At 37.3% G+C, this 22167-nt stretch carries 16 protein-coding genes and 1 riboswitch; of the genes, 4 read left to right on the top strand and 12 right to left on the bottom strand.

The genetic code is table 11. From position 1 onward, the window contains the following. Window positions 1-96: 96 nt before the first annotated feature. From cysD to BXY82_RS06260, 7 genes are all read right to left on the bottom strand, one after another. On the bottom strand, window positions 97-1002 hold the full coding sequence (cysD, locus tag BXY82_RS06290) for a sulfate adenylyltransferase subunit CysD (protein ID WP_133757301.1): 906 nt from the start codon (window positions 1000-1002) through the stop codon (window positions 97-99). A 12-nt stretch (window positions 1003-1014) separates the two neighbouring features. Beyond that, complete coding sequence (locus BXY82_RS06285; protein ID WP_208293682.1) at window positions 1015-1629, bottom strand: phosphoadenosine phosphosulfate reductase domain-containing protein; 615 nt, start codon at window positions 1627-1629, stop codon at window positions 1015-1017. Continuing rightward, window positions 1629-1904, bottom strand: a complete 276-nt coding sequence (locus BXY82_RS06280) for a DUF2061 domain-containing protein (RefSeq protein WP_394345928.1) — start codon at window positions 1902-1904, stop codon at window positions 1629-1631. Before BXY82_RS06280 ends, BXY82_RS06285 begins: the two co-directional genes overlap by 1 nt. Before the next feature lie 119 nt (window positions 1905-2023). After that, window positions 2024-2437: an RrF2 family transcriptional regulator gene (locus BXY82_RS06275; RefSeq protein WP_133757299.1), complete on the bottom strand. Its 414-nt coding sequence runs from the start codon at window positions 2435-2437 to the stop codon at window positions 2024-2026. Window positions 2438-2455: 18 nt separating this feature from the next. Then, window positions 2456-3631 carry a trans-sulfuration enzyme family protein gene (locus BXY82_RS06270; protein ID WP_133757435.1) on the bottom strand — a complete coding sequence of 392 codons (1176 nt, stop codon included), beginning with the start codon at window positions 3629-3631 and terminating at the stop codon, window positions 2456-2458. Window positions 3632-3711: 80 nt separating this feature from the next. After that, a complete protein-coding gene (thrA, locus tag BXY82_RS06265; RefSeq protein WP_133757298.1) occupies window positions 3712-7107 on the bottom strand; it encodes a bifunctional aspartate kinase/homoserine dehydrogenase I in 3396 nt (1131 codons plus the stop codon). A 69-nt stretch (window positions 7108-7176) separates the two neighbouring features. Continuing rightward, a complete protein-coding gene (locus BXY82_RS06260; RefSeq protein WP_133757297.1) occupies window positions 7177-8469 on the bottom strand; it encodes an O-acetylhomoserine aminocarboxypropyltransferase/cysteine synthase family protein in 1293 nt (430 codons plus the stop codon). A gap of 120 nt (window positions 8470-8589) precedes the next feature. Continuing rightward, window positions 8590-8712, bottom strand: a riboswitch (SAM riboswitch). Window positions 8713-9107: 395 nt separating this feature from the next. On the opposite strand from BXY82_RS06260, the gene metK reads away from it, so the two are divergent. Next, window positions 9108-10403, top strand: a complete 1296-nt coding sequence (gene metK, locus BXY82_RS06255; protein WP_133757296.1) for a methionine adenosyltransferase — start codon at window positions 9108-9110, stop codon at window positions 10401-10403. Between the two features lie 126 nt (window positions 10404-10529). Here metK and BXY82_RS06250 read toward each other — a convergent pair whose 3' ends face one another. The 3 genes from BXY82_RS06250 to BXY82_RS06240 all read right to left on the bottom strand — a co-directional run bounded on the left by BXY82_RS06250 (window position 10530) and on the right by BXY82_RS06240 (window position 16001). Further along, window positions 10530-12077, bottom strand: a complete 1548-nt coding sequence (locus BXY82_RS06250) for a M20/M25/M40 family metallo-hydrolase (RefSeq protein ID WP_133757295.1) — start codon at window positions 12075-12077, stop codon at window positions 10530-10532. Between the two features lie 248 nt (window positions 12078-12325). Then, window positions 12326-15082 carry a TonB-dependent receptor gene (locus BXY82_RS06245; RefSeq protein ID WP_133757294.1) on the bottom strand — a complete coding sequence of 919 codons (2757 nt, stop codon included), beginning with the start codon at window positions 15080-15082 and terminating at the stop codon, window positions 12326-12328. 40 nt (window positions 15083-15122) lie between these two features. Next, on the bottom strand, window positions 15123-16001 hold the full coding sequence (locus BXY82_RS06240; RefSeq protein ID WP_133757293.1) for a GLPGLI family protein: 879 nt from the start codon (window positions 15999-16001) through the stop codon (window positions 15123-15125). 215 nt (window positions 16002-16216) lie between these two features. Here BXY82_RS06240 and BXY82_RS06235 point away from each other — a divergent pair, with 215 nt between their 5' ends. The 3 genes from BXY82_RS06235 (at window position 16217) to ppk1 (ending at window position 19771) form a co-directional block, all read left to right on the top strand. After that, window positions 16217-16996 carry a hypothetical protein gene (locus tag BXY82_RS06235; RefSeq protein ID WP_133757292.1) on the top strand — a complete coding sequence of 260 codons (780 nt, stop codon included), beginning with the start codon at window positions 16217-16219 and terminating at the stop codon, window positions 16994-16996. A 2-nt stretch (window positions 16997-16998) separates the two neighbouring features. Beyond that, on the top strand, window positions 16999-17613 hold the full coding sequence (locus BXY82_RS06230; protein ID WP_133757291.1) for a deoxynucleoside kinase: 615 nt from the start codon (window positions 16999-17001) through the stop codon (window positions 17611-17613). Between the two features lie 115 nt (window positions 17614-17728). Then, entirely contained in the window at window positions 17729-19771 is a 2043-nt protein-coding gene (ppk1, locus tag BXY82_RS06225; RefSeq protein WP_133757290.1) for a polyphosphate kinase 1, read from the top strand. A 52-nt stretch (window positions 19772-19823) separates the two neighbouring features. On the opposite strand, the gene BXY82_RS06220 is transcribed toward ppk1, so the two are convergent. Beyond that, window positions 19824-20828 carry an App1 family protein gene (locus BXY82_RS06220; protein WP_133757289.1) on the bottom strand — a complete coding sequence of 335 codons (1005 nt, stop codon included), beginning with the start codon at window positions 20826-20828 and terminating at the stop codon, window positions 19824-19826. Between the two features lies 1 nt (window position 20829). After that, on the bottom strand, window positions 20830-22095 hold the full coding sequence (locus BXY82_RS06215) for an MgtC/SapB family protein (protein WP_133757288.1): 1266 nt from the start codon (window positions 22093-22095) through the stop codon (window positions 20830-20832). Window positions 22096-22167 lie beyond the last annotated feature (72 nt).

Below are 22167 nucleotides of genomic sequence, written 5' to 3'. Positions count from 1 at the left end.
ATGAAGTAGGTAGAATTAAGATTTTACGCACTTTATACTTATATGTTTTACTTACAATTTATTTCGTACTCAATTCTTTGTACTAACTTCTTAATACTAGAAGTACCCTTGTTGTTTACGTTTCTCCATGGCGGCTTCTGAGCGTTTATCGTCAATACGCGCACCACGTTCTGAAATGGTGGACTCTCTGATTTCCTGTACTACAGAAGCAATATCAGCTGCGTCTGAGAGCACTGCAGCGGTACAACTCATATCGCCCACCGTTCTAAAGCGTACCAATCGTTCTTCAACCACTTCATTTTCATCTCTGTATACCACCTCATCATCTGAAGACCAAATCAATCCGTCTCTTAAAAACGTTGCTCTGGTGTGGGCAAAATAGATGGATGGAATTTCAATATTTTCCCTTTCAATGTAAGACCAGACATCCAACTCGGTCCAGTTAGAAATAGGAAACACCCGTACATTTTGTCCCAAATGAATTTGACCGTTTAACATATCAAATAATTCTGGACGCTGATTTTTCTCGTCCCATTGTCCAAAATCGTCCCTTACAGAAAAAATACGTTCTTTAGCTCTCGCCTTTTCTTCATCTCTTCTAGCGCCTCCAATACAGGCATCAAATTTAAATTCTTCAATAGCATCTAAAAGCGTTGTGGTTTGGAGACTGTTTCTGCTGGAATATCTGCCTGATTCCTCTTTAACTTTTCCTTCGTCAATAGAATCCTGTACATTTCTCACAATTAATTCCAGGCCCAACTCTTTAACAAGTCGATCTCTAAATGCGATGGTTTCCGGAAAGTTATGACCGGTATCAATATGCATTAAGGGGAACGGTATTTTTGCAGGATAGAAGGCTTTTTGTGCCAATCTCACCAAGGTGATGGAGTCCTTCCCCCCAGAAAATAATAGGACGGGTTTTTCAAATTGCGCAGCCACTTCCCTAATGATATAAATAGCTTCATTTTCTAACGGGTTAACTCTTGATGTATCTTTTGTCATAAGTCTATTTTTTTAGGCATGTAGGCCACATTCTCTGTTCTCTAATTGCTTTGTTGGATCAAAATACTTTAACTCATTAGGCAAATTATGTTCAATTAAATACGCATCAAGTTCTTCATCTGACCAATAGTAAAATGGACTGACCTTAATAATTCCATCAGCGCCTTGAGAGACAATATCAATACTATTTCTAAACGCCGTTTGGCCTTTGCGCAAATTTGTAAACCACAAATCAGGTTGGTGCTCCGCCATAGCCCTTCTAAAAGGCTCAAGTTTTACCTGCTCAGTAAAAAGTTTATGTTTTGGCTCATCAACATGAGGGATTCCTAATACGACATCACGATGGGCAGTGGTCTGCTTCGGGACGTACAAATGAATATTTAAATCCAGTTGTTTGATAATTATTTCAGCATGCTTGTACGTTTGTGGGGTATTGTAACCCGTATCACACCAGATCACTTTCAAGTCTGGTTTAACGGTGTTGGTAGCATGTAAAATTGCAACTTCATAAGGTCTGAAATTGGTTGTCACCACTGGATTCTTGGCAAATTCAATTGCCCATTGGATGATTTCCGACGGCGTTTTAGTCCGTAATTCCGAATTGATCTGTTCTATATTTATGTTCATTATTTCCCCCATTTTATTGTATTCCACGCACGTTCATGAAAAAAGTATAAGGCCATTTTAGAAACCAGCTCTATTGCTCCTATTGAAAATGCCAAGGCTAACGTCCCGGTTATGACATAGGAAATGACCACGGTAGCCAATGTTCCTACAACGCGCCAACTAATGGTTTTTAATAAGGTTCGTTTGATATTTTCTTTAGATTCCACACTCGTACTTGTGGTAGTCTCGCTTTGTTCTTGTCTTATATCAGATTCAAAAATCGTGTCCATTATGATAACTATTTTAATATTTTATTTTACTCCTATAGATTTAGTAGGGTAATATGCAAACCTAAATATTATTTTTAAACAGGGCAACCTGAAATCGATAAAAATAATAGGTTTTTTTTGCGGATTTAATAGTGCATTAAATCTGCTAAAGAGGTTTCCCCATAGACTTTCAAATTACTATCCCGCACTCGAATCATTAGATGATGTACGGCACATGCCGCTTCATCTGGGCAGTCTGAACATTTCTCGTAGTAATTTAAACTTACGCAGGGCACCATTGCAATTGGACCTTCCAAGACTCTTATGACCGTTGACATTTTAATTTCCTTAGCATCCTTAAGCAGATAGTAACCTCCTGATTTTCCTTTTTTAGACCCCAGCAGTCCGCTTTTGCGCAGCGTGAGTAGAATAGTTTCCAAAAATTTAAGCGAAATATTTTCCATTTCAGAAATGGTCGCAATTGATACTGGAACGCCTGTCTCCTGCTTGGCCAGATAGGTGAGTGCCTTTATTCCGTATTTCGTCTTTTTTGAAAGCATCCCGCAAAGATACTTTTTTTAAACATATTCTAATGCCTGTTTCAAGTCAGCAATAATATCATCCACATGTTCTAAGCCCACTGAAATTCGAACCAATCCGTCAGAAATCCCAACTTCCAATCGGTCTGCTTCGCTTAATTTACTATGGGTGGTACTTGCCGGATGCGTGGCTATAGAACGTGTATCGCCTAGATTAGCCGATAGTGATAGCATTTTTAATTGATTTAAAAATTGCCGTCCTGCCTCTATGCCTCCTTTTACTTCAAACGCGACAACATTTCCACCTTGCTTCATTTGCTTTTTGGCCAACTCGTACTGCGGATGGGATTTTAAAAATGGATATTTAACTAACGCCACTTTGTTGTGCGTTTCTAAAAATTCGGCCACCTTTAATGCATTTTCACAGTGTCTATCTACCCTCACGCCCAACGTCTCTAAACTTTTAGAAAGAATCCAGGCATTAAATGGCGATAATGCAGGGCCTGTATTTCTGGAAAAGAGATAGATTTCCCGAATCAAGTCTGCCCGTCCGACGGTCACACCTCCTAACACACGCCCTTGGCCATCAATTAACTTCGTGGCGGAATGAATCACTAAATCAGCGCCAAATTTGATCGGGTTTTGCAAATATGGGGTTGCAAAACAATTGTCGATTATAAAAATTAAACTATGCTTTTTAGCAATCTGTCCCAGCACTTCCAAATCTAAAATGTCTACTGCTGGGTTTGTGGGACTTTCCACATATAATATCTTAGTGTTGGGCTGAATCAAACTCTCAATATTGTCAACTTCATCCACTTTAAAATAACTGGTTTCTATATTCCATTTGGGTAGAAACTTTGTGAATAAGGTATGGGTAGATCCAAAAATACTGCGCGCCGAAACGATATGATCGCCTGCATTTAACAAAGCGGCAAAGGTTGAAAAGACTGCAGCCATTCCCGTAGCAAATGCATAGCCACTTTCTGCACCTTCCAACTTACACATTTTATCTACAAATTCAGAAGTGTTCGGATTGGTAAACCGGCTATAGATGTTTCGCTCTTTTTCTTCAGCGAAAGACGCCCGCATGTCTTCAGCATCTTCAAAAATAAAGCTTGATGTTAAATGTAACGGTGTGGAATGTTCCAGAAATTCTGAACGTTCCATTTGAGTTTTAATAGCGTCGGTTTCGAATTTATGTTCTCTACTCATCATATGATTTTTATTAGTCGGATCGAGCGCAGTCGAGTTCTCTAGCTTCACCTCTCGACTGCGCTCGAGGGGCCAGGATGTTAATTAATGTGTTTTGACAATCTCAAAATATCTCCAAAGACACCTCTAGCGGTCACTTCTGCTCCTGCTCCTGCGCCTTGAATAACGATAGGTTGCTCGCCGTAAGATTCTGTGAAAATTTCAAAAATAGCATCGGAGCCTTTAATATGTCCCAGCGTGCTATCCAATGGAATGGATACCAATTTGACTTCAAGATTCCCTTTATCTTGTGAAAGATCACCGGATAGGTCGCCTACATAACGCAACACGTGACCTTCCTTTTGCCCTTCTTTTATAGCTTGAAATTTAGCGTCTAACACGTCCAATTGCTCTAAAAACTGTTCTGTAGAAATGTCTCTGTAGGCTTCTGGAATCAGATTTTCTACAGATATATCCTCAAACTCATTTTGCAGGTCGAGTTCCCTTGCCAATATTAATAGTTTTCTGGCGACGTCATTACCTGAGAAATCTTCACGTGGATCTGGTTCTGTAAAGCCTTTATCAATGGTTTCTTGAACAATCGAACTGAACGGTTTGTCCTCTACTGAAAAATTATTGAACAAATAGCTTAATGTTCCTGAAAATACCCCTCTAATTCGTGTGATGTTCTCCCCAGATTCATGCAATAATTTGATAGTATCAATCAATGGCAACCCAGCACCAACCGTAGTTTCGTATAAATAATTCTTTTTGTTCTGCTCTAAATTTTCTCTGAGTTCTGAATAAAAGTCATGAGAAATTGTATTGGCGATTTTATTGGAAGACACCAAATCAAATCCGGCCTCTACCAACGGAATGTAATTATTATAAAACTCTGAACTTGCCGTATTATCTACAGCAATAAGATTCTCGAGATGGTGTGTTTTTGCAAAGTCAATGATATCTTGAACTGTATAGCTTTCTGAAATGTTCGCTAGTGTTTGTTTCCAATTTTCATCAGCTCCTTTTTTATTGAAAAGCACATGTTTGGAATTGGCGATTGCAAAAATATTCAAGTTGATGCCTTTTCGTTTTTCAATTTCATTTTTTGATTTTAGAATTTGATTGATCAGCGCACCACCAACACCACCATGTCCGAAAATGGCAATATTGATTTTCTTGGAAACTCCAAATATTTCACCATGAATGACATTGACTGCTTTATGCAAGTGCTTTTTACGGACGACCAAACTCACATTTCTACCCGTTACGGTGTTGTTAAATAATAACGGTGTGATTTGATTTTTTATCAAGGCATTAAACGGTTTATGAAACGACCCCAATTCAATTCCGATAATGGAAATCACCGATACATCATCTATAACCTCAATTTTATTGACATCTTGAGAATAAAAATCATTTTCGAATTCGCGTTCTAAGGCAATCACAGCATGAGTGGCTTTATCGGCATCAATCACCAAACCAATGCCACGCTCAGAAGAGCCTTGCGAAACAATGCTGACACTAATATTATGTTGGCTCAATGCCTTAAATATGCGAGCATCTACACCTACTTTTCCGAGCAAGCCGCGTCCTTCCAAATTCAATAAAGCCACGTTATCCAAAACCGATAAAGATGTCACTTCTTTTGAATTGGCTTTTGCAGAAATCAACGTGCCTTCATCATCTGAATTGAAGGTGTTTAAAATCCGCAGTTTGATATTCTTTTCTAACAACGGAATGATGGTTTTGGCGTGCAATACCGTGGTACCAAAATTGGCCAGCTCATTGGCTTCAGAAAACGACAATTCCCTTATTTTTTGAGCCTCAGTCACCAAATCAGGATTTGCCGTGTAAATTCCGTTAACATGTGTATAGTTTTGAAGCTCTTCGGCATCTAAATAATTAGCCAATAATGACGCCGAATAATTACTGCCATTTCTACCCAACAAAGTCGTTTCATTTTTGGCATTAGACCCTATAAAACCGGTGACAATATTTACTGTTGTGCCATTATAATTCTTGAAATGCGCCAAAACATTCTCTCGAGATTGCTTTTGATTAGGTTGTGCATTTAGGAAATCATCGTCTGTTTTAATTAATACTGCTGCATTGGTGGCATTCGCATTAATGTTATCGTTCTTTAATAAGCTTGTAATCAACTTTGCAGAAAGTAGCTCGCCATAAGCCAAAACCTCAGCTTTTATTTTATTGCTATAATCGCCTAAAAGTCTGACCCCGTGAAAAATATTTTCTAAAGCGGCAAATTCCTCTGTAAAATCTATTGCTGGTAAAGGTTCTGTTTGATACGTTTTGAAAGCGTCAAATTCTACTTGATAATCCTCGCGTTGCGATGCTTTCAATAATATATGTTCTAAATCGTCTGTAGCGCTCCCACGAGCAGAAACAACGACGGCAATTTTCTCTTGGTCTTCTACTTTATTCTTGATGATAGCGATGGTACGTTGTAGTCCTTCACCATTCGCTAAAGATTTTCCACCAAACTTTAATATTTTCATTTTCTTATGTGCTGTATTAGGCCTAAAAATTGGCTCTATAATTTTTTCCAATTGTTCAAATTCTATTAAAAAAGCATCATGCCCGTGGTCTGAATTGATTTCGCTGTAAGTTACATTTGGATGTGTTAATGCGAGTTGCTTTTGAGTTTCCCGATTTTCTTCAGCCGTAAAAAATAAATCTGAATCGACGCCAACAATTGTGATGTTCGAATGGATTGTGTTTAAAATATCGGCATTGTCACCATTGTTCTTGGTAACATCAATAGTCTTTAACAACTGATTCATCAATTTATATGCAGACAATTGAAATCGCTCCTGCAATTTATTCCCGTGATGTAGTAACCAGCTTTCCACATTAAAGATTTCCAAGTCGTCATTTTTACTGCGTTGAAAGCGCTCTTTAAACGATTTTGGCGTTCTGTAGCATAACATGGCATGCATGCGGGCATCATGAACAGGATTGTTGGAATTGACTAAAAATTGCTCTTGAATCTGACAATTGGCAATCAGCCAGTCGGTCGATTTCCAATCGGTTGCTACAGGAATAAGATATTCGGCCAATTTTGGAGATAGAAATGCCATTTCCCAAGCAATACCGCCTCCTAAAGAACCACCAATTAAAGCGAACACTTTAGTGATTTTCAATTGTTTTAAGCCCTCCAAGAATAATTTAGCAATATCCCGGGCAACAAAATCTTTGTAATTATCAATCAGGAATCCGTCATACCCATTTCCAGGAATATTGAACGATAAAATAGTGTACGCGTTGGTGTCAATTACTTTATCAGGACCAATCAAATCCAACCACCAGCCACCTTTTCCCGCAACATTGCTATTTCCTGTCAACGCATGATTAACCAATACGATAGGCGCCTCATGCAAAGGCTGACCAAAGAGCTCATAGGACAGTTGAATGTCCACCTCTGTGCCATTTTCAGTGGTGTACTTTTTAATTTCTAGAAAATTCAATGGAATCATAGAACACGTATTAGGATGAATAAAAAAGCAAGTCTGCATAACCTACGCTGACTTGCTTTTAAAAAATTCTTAAGCTTCGACCTTTTCTTTGATCAGTGCGAACACTTGTTTCAAATCGGCTTTTAAATCATCAATATGCTCCAATCCAACTGACAAACGGATCAAGTCCTTAGTCACTCCGGTGGTTTCTTGAGCTTCATCAGATAGTTGTTGATGTGTGGTACTTGCTGGGTGAATGATGAGCGATTTGGTATCACCAATATTAGCTAACAAAGAAAATAATTGTGTTTTATCGGCAATAGTTTTAGCCGATTCATAGCCACCAATCACGCCAAAGGTCACGAGTCCGCTTTGTCCTTCAGGCAAATATTCTTCAGCTAGGGCTTTATACGGACTGTTGTCAAGTCCAGGATAATTGACCCAAGTCACTTCCTTTTGTTCTTGTAACCACTTGGCCAATTCCAACGCATTTTTACTGTGTTGTTTGATACGGAGCTCTAATGTTTCCAAACCTTGAATAATTTGAAATGCATTAAACGGACTCAAAGCAGAGCCATAATCGCGCAAGCCTTCAATACGCACTTTAGCAATAAATGACGCTTCTTTTAAAACATCAGTATAAACCAATCCGTGGTAACCTGCTGAAGGCTCCGTAAATTCTGGGAATTTTCCATTGGCCCAATCAAATGTTCCGGCATCAATAATAGCACCTCCAAGAGCGGTTCCATTACCGTTAACATATTTTGTTAAGGAGTGAATAACGATATTGGCACCGTGTTCAATAGGTTTTACCAAATATGAAGTGGCAATGGTATTGTCTACAATTAACGGCACTTTATGAGCTTTTGCTTGTTTAGAAATCCCTTTGATATCCAAGACATCCAATTTTGGGTTTCCTAAAGATTCAATAAAGAAGACGCGCGTGTTTTCTTGGGCTGCTTTATCAAAATTTTCTGGGTCAGACGGATCTACAAATGTTGTAGTGATGCCGTGTCTTGGTAAGGTTACACTTAGTAAATTGTAAGTCCCTCCATACAAACTGCTTGATGCCACAATATGGTCTCCAGCTCTCAAGAGTGTTAAAAGCGTAGTTGCAATTGCTGCGGTTCCTGAAGCGGTTACAACTGCTGCAATTCCGCCATCAAGTGCTGCTAAACGCTGCTCTAAAATGTCGTTGGTAGGGTTGTTGATTCTCGTGTAAATGTTTCCTGGTTCTGCCAGTGCAAATAAGTTTGCGGCATGGTCTGAATCTTTAAAAACATACGCTGTAGATTGGTAAATTGGCACTGCTCTGGTGCCTCCGTTTGCTTGAACATCATGTCCTGCGTGCAACGCTTGGGTTGCGAATTTGTGTGTACTCATTTTTCTAATTTTTTTGAGTTAATAAATGAATTAAAACAAAAGCCAACTGCGTCATCACTGACGTACCAAATAGAAAAATGTTAAAAAGAAAAATTATAATTACAGATGAGTAATTATGTTTAGTTATCTATCCAATTAGCCGATAAATGAATCAGCAATTAAGTAGAATTTAGCACCTTCACTATTGCTAGAGGGTTGCTAAGGCTTCATCGGGTCTAATCCCTCCGCCTTTCTTGATAACACTTCAATAAGTTTTTGAACTTTGTGAGCACAAATATTGCAACACAAAAATTACAATTCCAAATTAATTGCGGTTTAATTTTTAAACACACCGTTTCAAGCCCCTCAAAAAACAGTCATAAAACTTTCGTTTACAGTGCTTTACATGAGTCTATTTTAAATTAAAAAAAATTTCAAACGTTAATTTTAAACGAAATAATTTTAAAAGGATTTGCCATCCGTTTAATTTTTTTACTTTTGCCACATATTAATTGAGAGGAAAGATTTGACTGATTGCAACCTCTTCCAATAGACTTAAATTTTAAATCGAACTTGGGACTAAAAATGCTAAAGGCAGTGGAAACTACCTTCGACGCGCAACGTCAAATCTTCCGTAAACCTATAATAAACAAAAGGTTATGGCGTATTTATTTACCTCAGAGAGCGTTTCTGAAGGACATCCTGATAAAGTAGCAGATCAAATTAGCGATGCATTAATCGACAATTTTTTAGCTTTTGATAAAGACTCAAAAGTTGCGTGTGAAACTATGGTCACTACTGGCCAAGTTGTACTTGCAGGCGAAGTAAGATCAAATACCTATTTAGACGTACAAAAAATTGCTAGAGATACCATCAACAAAATTGGTTACACTAAAGGTGCCTATATGTTTGACGGCAATTCTTGTGGTGTATTTTCTGCAATCCACGAGCAATCTGAAGACATCAATAGAGGTGTAGACAAAGCAAACAAAGAAGAGCAAGGCGCAGGAGATCAGGGGATGATGTTCGGGTATGCTACCAATGAGACTGAGAATTATATGCCATTGGCATTGGATCTTTCACATCGTTTGATGATTGAATTGGCTGCTTTACGTAGAGAAAATAATGAGATCACGTATTTACGTCCAGACTCTAAAAGTCAAGTGACTATTGAATATAGTGATGACAACGTACCACAACGTATTGATGCGATTGTAGTGTCTACACAACATGACGATTTTGTGAAACCAAAATCAAATTCAAAAGCAGATATTGATGCTGCTGAAATTGAAATGTTGGAGAAAATTAGAAAAGACATTATCGAAATTTTAATTGCGAGAGTTGTTGCAGGTCTTCCTGAGCACATTCAGGTTTTATTTAATGATGACATTACCTACCATATCAACCCTACCGGTAAATTTGTAATTGGCGGACCACATGGAGATACCGGACTTACAGGCCGTAAAATCATTGTAGATACTTATGGCGGAAAAGGTGCTCATGGTGGTGGTGCTTTCAGTGGCAAAGACCCTAGTAAAGTAGACCGTAGTGCTGCATATGCGGCGCGTCATATTGCTAAAAACCTTGTTGCTGCTGGTTTGTGTGATGAAATTTTGGTTCAAGTAAGTTATGCTATTGGTGTTGCAAAACCAACCTCAATTTACGTGAACACTTATGGAACGTGTCCTTTTAATTTGACCGATGGCGAAATTGCTGAGAAAATTTTCGGGATTTTCGATATGCGTCCAGCTGCAATTGAAGAACGCTTGAAACTACGTCAACCGATGTATAGTGAAACGGCTGCTTATGGCCATATGGGACGCGTTAATGAAACGGTTACAAAAACATTTGAGCAGTTTAACGGCGAATCGATAACGCTAGATGTAGAATTATTTACATGGGAAAAATTAGATCGTATTGACGAAGTGAGAGCTGCATTTGGGATTTCTGAGTAAGTACAAAGACCGCTGCGCTAATAGTATTAAGACTGCTGCGCTGTTAGAAATAAAACTCGAATTTTTATAAAACAAAAAACCTTCAACATTGCTGTTGAAGGTTTTTTTATAGGATAATTTAAGGAATTAATCCAAACCTCCTTTACGCTCTGGAGAACGTTGTGTTGGCCATTCCATTTGTTTTCCTGTACGCTCACTTACAGGTAAAATAATTTTTTCTCTTGAAACTTTCGTGTCATCTTCACTAGCCATATAAGCTAAGATTGCGGTTAAAATAGCGTTGCCCCTAACATCATCAAACACAATTTTATCATAAGTATCTCTGTTGGTATGCCAAGTGTAATTCCAGTAAGACCAGTTCAATGAACTTAGGTTAAACGCAGGTGCGCCAGCCGCTACAAACGATGCGTTATCAGAACCACCACCACTTGGAGAGCCAGGGAAATTAGTTTCAATGTGCTTTGTGATTTCTTTAGGAGCTGCACTTAACCAACGTGTTAAATACTCATAAGAATGTAAGAATCCTGCACCGTTCATGTTCACTACTCGACCTGTACCGTTATCTTGGTTAAATACCGCTTGGATATTTTTTACGATTTCTGGATGATCTTCAACAAAAGCTCGTGAACCGTTTAAACCTTGCTCTTCACTACCCCAATGACCTACTAAAATAGTACGTTTTGGGTTTGGATAAAACTTCTTCAACAAACGCATAGCTTCCATCATTACAAGTGTTCCCGTTCCGTTGTCAGTTGCTCCTGTAGCACCATCCCAAGAATCAAAATGTGCAGAAAGAATTACATACTCCTCTGGCTTTTCAGTTCCTTTAATCTCGGCAATTGTATTAAAAGTTGGCGCTACACCTAAATCTTTAGACTCTGCAACCACTTTAATTTTTGGTTTATCACCATATTGCGCCATACGGTATAACATGCCATAATCTTCCAATTCTAAATCGATGGTTGGGATTTTTTTGGTTCTTGAAGAGAAAATTTTATTCGCTCCAAATCCTTTAGACCAATACGAAGACACAATACCTACTGCACCTGCATTCTCTAAAGCTTCAATGATAGAACGAGAGTTGTAGCCTGTTCTTCTCATATTTTCTCTAAATTCATTAGATAATGAATCGCGATCTTTTTTCATTTTTTCAAATGATTCTGGCGTAGCAAATTCTTCCCAGTTATAGTCAGGGCGTCCAGTGATTTGGTATTCTGAAATCATGACGAATTTACCTTTGGCATTTTTCAACCAGTTTTTAAAATCCATAGAATCTTTTACCGTTGGTAGTGTGATCACCTCAGCAGTTACACCTTTAGGACCTGTACTTGGGCTCCACGCCAATTGCATCCCGTTCAAACTTTGAACACGTGGCGATACCATATCAATATGGCTGATGCCACGTTGCCACGCCTTCCATTCGCCATACTGTTGATTTTCTGCTGGAATTCCCCATTTTTTGTAGGTTTCCACAGCCCAATCATGTGCCTGTTTCATCTCTGGTGTTCCCACCAATCGTGGACCAATAACATCCAATAATTCATGCCCTAAATGTTCCAATTGGGAATTTTCAGTAGCCTCTTTAATCATGTTTTCAATAACTGCATTTTTTTCTTGTGCGGTAACAGTTAAGGTAGCACACAACAGAAATGCGCCTAAAAAAAGTCTTTTCATTTGTAGTAGTTTTATGTAGTAATTAAGCGTATGAAAATACAACTAAAAATTAATATATGGACTTTAAAACCGCCCAAAAAGCAGTATAAACAGTGCTATACTTTGAAAAAAGTAAAAAATCCTTAGCATTCCTCCTGGCTTTTTACGCCATTACATTTGGATCATGATAAAGCCAATCTGATGTATTAAACTTTAAAAAGGCAACCTCTTTCGAAATTGCCTTTTTGCAGTGTTAAATTCTAATCTGATTATAACGTGTAAATCAATCTAAAAGTCACAAATCGCGGTAGAACGAAGGTTTCTGAACTGTAAACTGAAATATTATTTGATCCGTTGTTGATATTGGAATCGATGTTAAGTAAGTTGGACGCTCTTAATTCATATTCCCATTTGGCATCTTTATCCTTTCTATAGGCCAAACTTGCGTTCCATGTTTGGTACGAATCTGAAGGGCCCACATCACTATTTTGCTTGGTATAGGAATAGTCTGTTTTAAGTGTAAAGGCATTCCAGATATACGCATCGAATTCTATAGATGGCGAGTTAGTGGTAAATTTGGACTTGTTATTCCCTTGGTTATTATCAGTTACACGGTACTGATATTTTAATGACACATTAGGTGCTTTCTTAAAATTAGTCCTTAATTCTGGACTGTAGCTTTGAGAAAAGCTTTCGTTAATCGATCTTCTTTCCTGGACAAATTGATTGCTCTTACTGTAGTTATAGTTCACGCCCATACTTGCTCTCAACTTTCCAAACGTACGTTGTATGCGCCCAAAAGCTGACACACTTTCATCTGCAAAATTCGAATTAAAGTACGTGCTGGTTCTAATGACATTATCAAATTGCGTGACGGATCTAATTTGATCTATATTTTTATTATAATTAAGTGAAGCGAAGATATTGGTATAATTAAATAGGTTAAAACTAAAGTAACGCAAATTTAGGTTGTGCGATAAGGCATTTTGCAAATCGGGCGTTCCATATTGAATGCTATTATAATTGTTCAAAATTAATCCTTCCGCTAGTTTTGTAACATCTGTAAATGAGTTTTGCATGCTATAACGGAAGGTCAAACTTTCGCTTTTCTTAAATTGAATCAACGTCTCAAAATCCGGTAAGATTTTGAAGAAATTATCTTCATATTTTTCTCCAAACTGAGTATTATTATTACCATAAGCATGTACTGAAAAGCCAGGCGTAAAGGTGAATTTTCCAGATTTTAATCTGTAGTGTACTCCTAAATAAATATCGCTAAAATTGTATTCAGTATCGTTTTCATTGCGCAAAATATTGCCTTCAGCATCCGTTAAGTTGGCTTCAGGATCTACATATGTTCCATCATCCAAGAATTGGAAAATATTGGAGTCGAATTGCTGATTACTTAAAATGGTTCCGAGGGTAAAATTAATATTACTCTTTGCATTAAGAATGTAATAATAGTCTAATTTGGCATCCAACTGATTAGATTTTATACGCCGTTCCTGATTTAAGTTATATGACAATTGGTCTGTATTAAAACCTAAACCCGCTGCAGTATTATCAAAAGCATCACGTTCATTTGGGGCGCCCTCATTATTTGTTGGATCGTTTACCAAAAGTGCATTGTAAAATGGATCTTCGTCCTTAAGCAAGTGCTGTGCTTCAAAAGCGAAAATATGTCTTTCGTTTAAAGTGTAATAGTAATTTATATTTTGATTAATGCTAAACGGTTGCGCCTCATCTAACTGATTGGTATTTCCTACTACCGATGAAAAGATGCCATTAGCTTCAGAATCGTCTGAAATTCGGCCTAAAACATCGTAATCCAACTGATTATTGGAATTAGGTTTATAACGCAAACTCAATTTCCCCAAACCTTGATTGGTTGCTTCCTGACCAACCTCCACTTTTTCTTCATCCGGAATGCCTAAATCAGAATCAGTGTACCGCACAAAACTTTCACGACGCGTTTTCAACCTGTTGCTATTATATATTGCGAATCCGCTGATGTCCAAAGCTTTGTTAGGTGCATAACTAAAATTGAAGGCGCTTAATTTTGATTCGATTGTTTGGGCATTTCCAAGATTCGTCAAGCTTCCCAAACCATTATCGCCTAAATTTATACTTGTACCACTGCCGCCGCTTGGTCGTCTAAATCCGCCACCAAAATTTCTAATATCACGACCTGTTAATGCAACTTCTCCCGTGTTATTCAAATCGCCAATAACGTTAATGCTGTACTTTGGGCTATAATAAAACAATTTGGGCTGCACTAAATACAACTCATCATTTGGGGTTGGTGCAAAACCGCCACCAACGGTGACGTTACCAAACCAAAAGTTCTCTTTACCTTCTTTCAGTTTGATATTGATGGCCACATTATCCTGGTTATTTTGGACACCACTTAACTGACCAACTTCGGCGTAATTACGCAACACTTGTATTTTATCGACGGCGTTTGATGGAATATTTTTAGTGGCTAATTTTGAATCGCCATCAAAAAAATCCTTCCCATTTACCATTAATTTATTAACGACTTTACCTTCAACTTCAATTTTTCCATCGGCATTAATTTCAACCCCTGGCAAATTCTTTAAAACGTCTTCAAGTTTACGTTCGGTACCTTTATTAAAGGAATCGGCATTATAGGTTAACGTATCTCCTTTAATAGTAACCGGCATCTCATAAGTTAATTGAATCTCATCGAGCGTGTTATCTTCCCTTAAAGTGAAATTCTTAGTCATCTCAGTTTCTTTAACATTCAACACTTCTTCAAAGGTTTTCATGCCAATATAACTGACCTGAATGGTGTAACTGCTATTCTTGGTCAAAGCGAGTTTGTATTGACCTTGGACATCAGTAATGCCGTAAGACTCCAATCCTTTAGTTTCTTGATTAATAGCGATGACATTGGCCAGCTCTAAAGGGTTGCCGATACTGTCTTTGACTACGCCTTCTACTTTTATCTGAGCAATAGTGGTGTTTACTACAAAAAGTAGCCCTATAGTAATGAAGTGTTTCATTATTTAATTTTGATGTGGTTAGTTAAATTGGAATGTTTATTTAGTTACGGCCACGGCCCCTACCGCCGTACATTTCTCGCATTTCTTCTGTTTTCTCCTTTACGATGGTCTCGTATTCCTTTTTGGTAACTTCTTTACCTTTTGAAGGCGCTTTAATGTCTATTTTATCAGAAGGATTGATTTCAATTTTAGTACACAATATGGTAGTACGCCCTGCATTGACCTCTAAAATCAAACCAGGAAGTCCCCAATATTCACCAGGGCCTTGGTTAACCGGAATTTGTGGTGTGTACCATGCCGTAATGACAATTTCTTTTGGCACTTCAAACTCATCCGTTGTAGAGTTTGATTTTGTAGAATCTTTAGATTTGTTGCTATCATTGCGCTGATCAGTATCTCGATTACGACGTCTCATATTTGCGAAATCCAAATCATCACCTTTTTTAATTGCCGTGGCCTTAAAACTAAGGTACTGACCAATTTGCTTAGATTCATTCTCCATTTTCCATTCCAATTGTGGGATAGAATCCTTTATAAGGAACTGCTTCCCAAAAAACTCCTGATCCTGAATCAACACTTGATCTTTTACATTTTTATATTGAGGACCGGCGGTAAAGCTTCCCATCATACCACCCATTCGGCCACCTCCACCTCCGCCTGGAGCCTCTAGTTTTTCTTCTTCTTTATAAATGGATTCAGTCCTATTAAAGCTTAATATGTAAGATTTTTCTAACATACTCTTCATACGTTCCGCAATCATTCGTCTTTGTTGTTCGCTCATTTGGTTGCCACCAAAATTGCTCATATCTACTGTGGTTTTGGACATATAATGTGCCCTACCTTGAAAATCCTGTGCCATCAGCGTTCCCGAGGCCAAAAGAATTAAAAACGAAAAGAATTTAATTGAAAGTGATTTCATAATTTATTTGATTAAGATGCCGTGCTGTAAGACAACACTTTGTGTGGATTGGACTATTAAAAACTGAAATAGTTAAAACCCCAAATGTTAAAACTCTCTTAAAAAAACAACTTAGGCTATTAAAATTCTGTCGCCTGTGTGAATAAATAATCTTAAGTGTTTCATTAAAAGTAAATCTGATAATTTTAATTGAATTTTGTAATTTTCAATCCATAATGAAAAGCCTCGCATACCTTTTAGTATTTTTTTCAGTACCTCTGTTTTCACAAGAAAAGATCGAGACGACGACTTTATCCAGCAAGCCTTTAACAGCAGATCAGATTATTCAAATCGATAATTTTGGAACTATTTTTAGCATTATAGGTAACGTCATTTACAAAACCGAACCAACAAAGGACTACATGTATAGCAATGTGCAGTTAGGCCCTATCACCTCGGCACACGCTTTCAATCCGTTAAAAATTCACGTTTTATATAAAAATTTTAATACGGTGGTTGTGTTGGATAATCGGCTTTCCGAAATCTATAAAATTGACTTCAACAACATCCAACCTTATAAAAATGTAACGCATACTTCTACCGGATCGGATAATACCATCTGGATCTTTAATCAGGATGCACAACAATTAGAGTTATTTGATTTTAAAACCAATCAGACCAGAGCCACAACAATGCCGGTACAATCGGATGTTTTAAATCTTAAAAGCAACTACAATTACAGTTGGTTATTGACTGAAGATTATTTGTATACCTACAACTATTTTGGTAGCACTATTTCAAAAATTAAAAACGAAGGCTTTATAAAATTGGAAGAATCAAATGGAAATTTAATTATTCAAACTAAAAACGGGCTCTATTGTTTAGCCAAAGAAACGGCTCAACTAACACCTATTCAACTGCCTGAATTGTTCATAAAACAGTTTTTAGTAACCAATGAAACCTTGTATATTTACGCCGATGAAACACTTCATCAATTCCAACTAAAAATGAAATAAATATGCATGTTGCAATAGCCGGAAATATTGGTGCAGGGAAAACCACGCTTACAAAATTATTAGCCAAACATTACAGATGGGAACCCCAATTAGAGGATGTTGTAGACAATCCATATTTGGATGATTTCTATAATCAGATGGAACGCTGGAGCTTTAATCTTCAAGTCTACTTTTTAAACAGTCGTTTTAGACAAATTTCTTCAATTAGGGAAAGCGGAAAAGATATTATTCAAGACCGAACCATTTATGAAGACGCCCATATTTTTGCGCCCAACCTTCATGCCATGGGTTTAATGACCAACCGCGATTTTGAAAATTACAGGTCTTTATTTGAGTTGATGGAATCTTTTGTTCAAGGTCCGGATCTTCTTATTTACTTGCGCAGCTCCATTCCTAATTTGGTAAAGCAAATCCATAGCCGTGGTCGTGACTATGAAAACTCCATCAGTATAGATTACTTAAGCCGTTTGAATGAACGTTATGAAGCTTGGATACATGGCTATAACAAAGGAAAACTTCTCATTATTGATGTTGACAATTTAGATTTTGTCTCCAATCCAGAAGATTTGGGCAGCATTATCAATACTATTGATGCTGAGATTAATGGTTTGTTTTAAGACCTTATCATTTTTCTAACATTTTTTTGCGCATAAAATTGTAATTTTCCAATCTTGAATTTGTTTTAAAAAATTTAACAGCTCCAGAAATGGAGAAAGACTCTAGACGCATTTTATGGCATTACCATTATATAATTCAAAGTATTACCATCGTGATCTGTCCTGGTTACGTTTTAACCACCGTGTTCTGCAAGAAGTAGCTGATAAGCGTAATCCGCTTTATGAGCGTATTAAGTTTATGGCCATTTTTTCTTCCAATTTGGACGAGTTTTTTAGGGTTAGGGTTTCAGATATCAGACAAATAAAAGATTTAGACAAATCCCTCAGAAAAAAACTAGTTACAAAACCTAATCGTGTGCTTGCAGAAATAAAAGTTCAGGTTGATGCGCTTCAACAAGAATTTGGACAGCTTTTTCAAAATGAAATCATTCCTGATTTACAAAAGGAAGGCATTCATTTGATAAAACATAGGGACTTTTCAGATGCCCAAAAGAAAGTAGCTATAGACTATTTTGAATCTACTTTAAAAGGGAAGATAGATTTAGACAATTCTAAATTTTCTACTAAAGATGCCGTATTTGTTGAAAATGAATGCTCATACATTACAGCCTCCATTTCTGAAGATACATTTCAAGTGGTACAAATCCCTAAGGATGAGCCGCGATTCTTTGTGTTTCCTGCTTCTGGAGATGAGAAATATTATATTACTTTTATTGATGACATCATTAAATACAACCTCTATAAATCGCAGCCAGAACTTGACATTTCGTATTATGCCATAAAAATTTCGAGAGATGCAGAACTATATATTGAAGATGAGTTTTCTGGAAATTTGATGGAAAAAATCAAGGAATCGCTCCCAATGCGCGAAACAGGGCAAGCAACAAGAGTTTTAATTGATGAGCGCATGCCTAAAAGCTTTCAAAATGTTTTAAAAAAGGCTTTGGATGTATCGCATGTAGATGTGGTTTTAGGAGGCACCTATCATAATTTTAAGGATTTTTTCGGTTTCCCTAATCCAACAGACAAAGATTTCAGCTTTAAACCCTTACCTCCTTTACCCCATCCGGTTACCTCAGCATACAACTCGATGTTTGAAGCAATAGATACAAAGGACCAACTGATGCATTATCCGTATCAATCTTTTGAACCTGTTATTAAACTTTTGGAAGAGGCGGCAGAAGATCCTAGCGTAACAACCATTAAAATGACCCTGTACCGCGTGGCAGAGGAATCACGATTAAACAATGCCATTGCCAAAGCCGCAAAAAACGGCAAAAAAGTTATCATTTTTATCGAGGTGAAGGCCCGGTTTGATGAACACAACAATTTAAAATGGGGCGAGATTTTTAAAGACAATGGCGCTCAAGTACTCTATAGTTATCCTGGCATCAAAGTACATTCCAAGATTTTATACATAGAACGTCAGATTGGTGAAGAGTTGACATCCTACTGCTATATAGGTACCGGCAATTTTAATGAAAACACTTCCACACTTTATACTGATTTTGGTCTGATGACCAAAAACAAAAAAATTACAGAAGACCTCAATAAACTATTTTTAGTTTTAGAAGGTATTTTCATCGTGCCTAAAGCGAAGAAACTATTGATTTCGCCTTTTACAATGCGCAATAAATTTGTGAGTTTGGTAGAAAAGGAAATTCATTTAGCACAAGCGGGAAAAGAAGCTTATATCATCTTAAAAATGAATAGCCTAGAAGACAAGAAAATGATCAAACTGCTTTATGAAGCGAGTAATAAAGGCGTGAAAATACATTGTTTGGTGAGAGGCATGTGCAGTTTGGTTCCGGGTATAAAAGGTCAAAGTAAGAATATAAAAGTGACTAGTATTTTAGATCGCTTTTTAGAACATGGCCGCGTTTATATATTTGGAAATGCTGGCGAGGAAAAGATGTATATTGGTTCAGCCGACTGGATGACGCGTAATTTAACGCATCGCATTGAGGTGGTAACTCCAATTATAGATCCTGACAACTTTAAAATTATAAGAGATGTTATTGACATTCAATTGGCTGACACCGTGAAGGCTCGCATTATTGACCCAGAACAGAAAAACGAATATGTAAAATTGGGCAAAAAACCAGAAATACGCTCACAATATGAGATATATGAGTATTTTAAAAATTTAAAATATTAGTTATTACTACACTACTTAAAGCCTTGCAAAATAATTTTTTTGTGAGGCTTTTTTATGCAATAAAGCCATTCTCTCTGGCATGTTCGATAGCTTCTTTACTGCTATCTACTAAGAGCACTGGCGTTGTTTTATAATCTTCATACAAACTTTTAACGCGTAACATTTTCTTTTTATGTTTCACGCTTCTGAGGTAAATGGCTAAAATACGGTCTGGATAGAGTTCTGCAATTTCAAGATAGATATCGGCATCATGTTCTCCACTATCTCCTATGAGTATCAATTTTAAAGTAGTATAAGTTTTAAGTATGTTCAATATCTCACGCTGTTTTTGAGGTTTTTCAGCGTTCTTCTTCCGATTTAAAAAGTTTCCAAAATCGCGAAGTAAAATTGGTCCTTTTGGGAAATTATTTTTGCTTAAAAAATACTCCAAATAGCGGTACATATTCCAAGGGCTGTGACTCACATAAAAAATAGGGTTTGCCTCTGCCCCAGTTTTTCCACGGTGTAACATATGATAGAATTCGGCAGCACCTTCTAAGGGCGATCGTTTGGAAGCACGTTTTAAGAACGTGTTATAAATAACACGCCATTTTAGCGTAGAAACCAGACCAGTATGTAAAATCGTGTCGTCAATATCACTAGCCACCCCAAAAGAAATATCTTTAGCAGGAATTAGCATTTCTCCCGGAAAACGATTATTTAATTGGATAATTCTTGTAGAAGTAAAATCTTTATAAGCTAGTTCAAAGGATAGCCATCCTTCATCATTGGTTAAAGTATCTAAACCTTCTTCCTTTATATCAACCAAAAAATAGCCTTCCTCATCCGTAACCGTTTCAAAAATGCGCCCATTAGGCAGTTTTAACAATAATGGTGTATGCTTTATTTCATCCGTCTCAAATCGCTTATACGCATTGATTAGAAGTTTGATTGGATGTTTTCCTGCCAGATCTATAGACTCATCTTCCAATGCCCGACCCCTGACATATAAATGGGATGCCGTGCCGTAACTTTGGAACACAATAATTTGTAAAGGATCTTCTTTAAATAAACTCATCTTAAAAATGCCAAGTATCAGGCCAAAGCCAAAGAATTAATAAACCCGAAATTAAGGCTATTCCAAAAACCGTGATGACCCATTTGGCCATTTCTTTGGCGCCTATCACAATTGCCATCACGCCCTTAAATACAAGATTGGATATTGTAGCCAATAATATTAAACGCCAACCTAAATCAGTTCCTAAACGATCAGATTTCATCATTTGCGAAAGTGACAAAGTAATAGCATCTACATCAGTCAACCCACTTATAATAGAAACGATATACAAGGCGTTATCTCCAAATTGCCTCTTGGTAAACGCCACCAAAAGCAAAATAAAGCCATACAGCAATCCAAAAATTATGGCACTTTTAAATTGTGCAGGATTTTCAGGTTCTGGCATTTCTTCATCCTCTTCATCTCTATTGACCAAATAAAATAAGCCTACAGATAAAATGGCAATTACTATTATTTCAGCGAGGATAGGCAAAATTAATAATCCTAATTTCTCTGGAACGATAACCGCAATTTCAATCAGCACCCTTATCATAGAGACCATTGAAGCCGTTGTAATAACAAAAACCGCCATTTTACTAATGGACTTGTGATCTTTGGTTTTTCTGGCATAACTAACGGTCGTGGCCGTACTACTGATTAATCCACCTAAAATACCGTTAAAAATGACGCCAACTTTTTTGCCCACCAGTTTGTAAATAAAATAACCAACCACACTGATGCCAACAATAAGTGTTACCATGAGCCAGATATTTTTGGGATTGATCACATCCAAAGGCCCATAGGTTTTATCTGGCAGGATAGGGAGTACGATTAAACTAATTCCTGCCAAGGTCATGATGGCAGATAAGTCTTTGTTACTTAAACTGTCGATAAAGTCGTGAAGTTTCTCCTTTATATAAAGTAAAAGGGCCATGGTAGCACCCACAAATACACCCACCAACTGACTGCCCATAACGAGATAGGCACCAATAGCAAACATTAAGAGCGCCGCAATTTCAGTGGTTTGCCCAACATCAGCCTGATCAAACTTTTTAACCTTTATAAAATTTGCCATCATTAACATGGCTGCCACACACAGGCCCAAAGCGGGCAAAATAAATGGATTGTCATATTCACGGGAAAGAAATCCGGCCATAACACCCAACATAGATATTAGGGTAAACGTCCGGACACCTGCCATTTCATTCTTACTGCGCTGACGCTGTAGGCCTACTAACAGGCCTAAACCAAAAGCGATACCCAATGTGGTTAAATCGTCGTAATTCATGAATACTAAGTTAATAAAAAAAAGAAAAGGCTACATCATGGAGACATAGCCTTTCTTAAGAATTTTATTACA

Origin of the sequence: Gelidibacter sediminis (assembly GCF_004364975.1) — a bacterium.
GTDB lineage: Bacteria > Bacteroidota > Bacteroidia > Flavobacteriales > Flavobacteriaceae > Gelidibacter > Gelidibacter sediminis.
Note: the sequence above shows the minus strand (reverse complement) of the source record. Positions and strands in the feature narration are given on the sequence as shown.

Bases quoted from the DNA above. Each gene is read 5' to 3' on its own strand.
- cysD (WP_133757301.1), bottom strand. From the start codon at position 1,002: ATGACAAAAGATACATCAAGAGTTAACCCGTTAGAAAATGAAGCTATT.
- BXY82_RS06285 (WP_208293682.1), bottom strand. From the start codon at position 1,629: ATGAACATAAATATAGAACAGATCAATTCGGAATTACGGACTAAAACG.
- BXY82_RS06275 (WP_133757299.1), bottom strand. From the start codon at position 2,437: ATGCTTTCAAAAAAGACGAAATACGGAATAAAGGCACTCACCTATCTG.
- BXY82_RS06270 (WP_133757435.1), bottom strand. From the start codon at position 3,631: ATGAGTAGAGAACATAAATTCGAAACCGACGCTATTAAAACTCAAATG.
- thrA (WP_133757298.1), bottom strand. From the start codon at position 7,107: ATGATTCCATTGAATTTTCTAGAAATTAAAAAGTACACCACTGAAAAT.
- BXY82_RS06260 (WP_133757297.1), bottom strand. From the start codon at position 8,469: ATGAGTACACACAAATTCGCAACCCAAGCGTTGCACGCAGGACATGAT.
- metK (WP_133757296.1), top strand. From the start codon at position 9,108: ATGGCGTATTTATTTACCTCAGAGAGCGTTTCTGAAGGACATCCTGAT.
- BXY82_RS06250 (WP_133757295.1), bottom strand. From the start codon at position 12,077: ATGAAAAGACTTTTTTTAGGCGCATTTCTGTTGTGTGCTACCTTAACT.
- BXY82_RS06245 (WP_133757294.1), bottom strand. From the start codon at position 15,082: ATGAAACACTTCATTACTATAGGGCTACTTTTTGTAGTAAACACCACT.
- BXY82_RS06240 (WP_133757293.1), bottom strand. From the start codon at position 16,001: ATGAAATCACTTTCAATTAAATTCTTTTCGTTTTTAATTCTTTTGGCC.
- BXY82_RS06235 (WP_133757292.1), top strand. From the start codon at position 16,217: ATGAAAAGCCTCGCATACCTTTTAGTATTTTTTTCAGTACCTCTGTTT.
- BXY82_RS06230 (WP_133757291.1), top strand. From the start codon at position 16,999: ATGCATGTTGCAATAGCCGGAAATATTGGTGCAGGGAAAACCACGCTT.
- ppk1 (WP_133757290.1), top strand. From the start codon at position 17,729: ATGGCATTACCATTATATAATTCAAAGTATTACCATCGTGATCTGTCC.
- BXY82_RS06220 (WP_133757289.1), bottom strand. From the start codon at position 20,828: ATGAGTTTATTTAAAGAAGATCCTTTACAAATTATTGTGTTCCAAAGT.
- BXY82_RS06215 (WP_133757288.1), bottom strand. From the start codon at position 22,095: ATGAATTACGACGATTTAACCACATTGGGTATCGCTTTTGGTTTAGGC.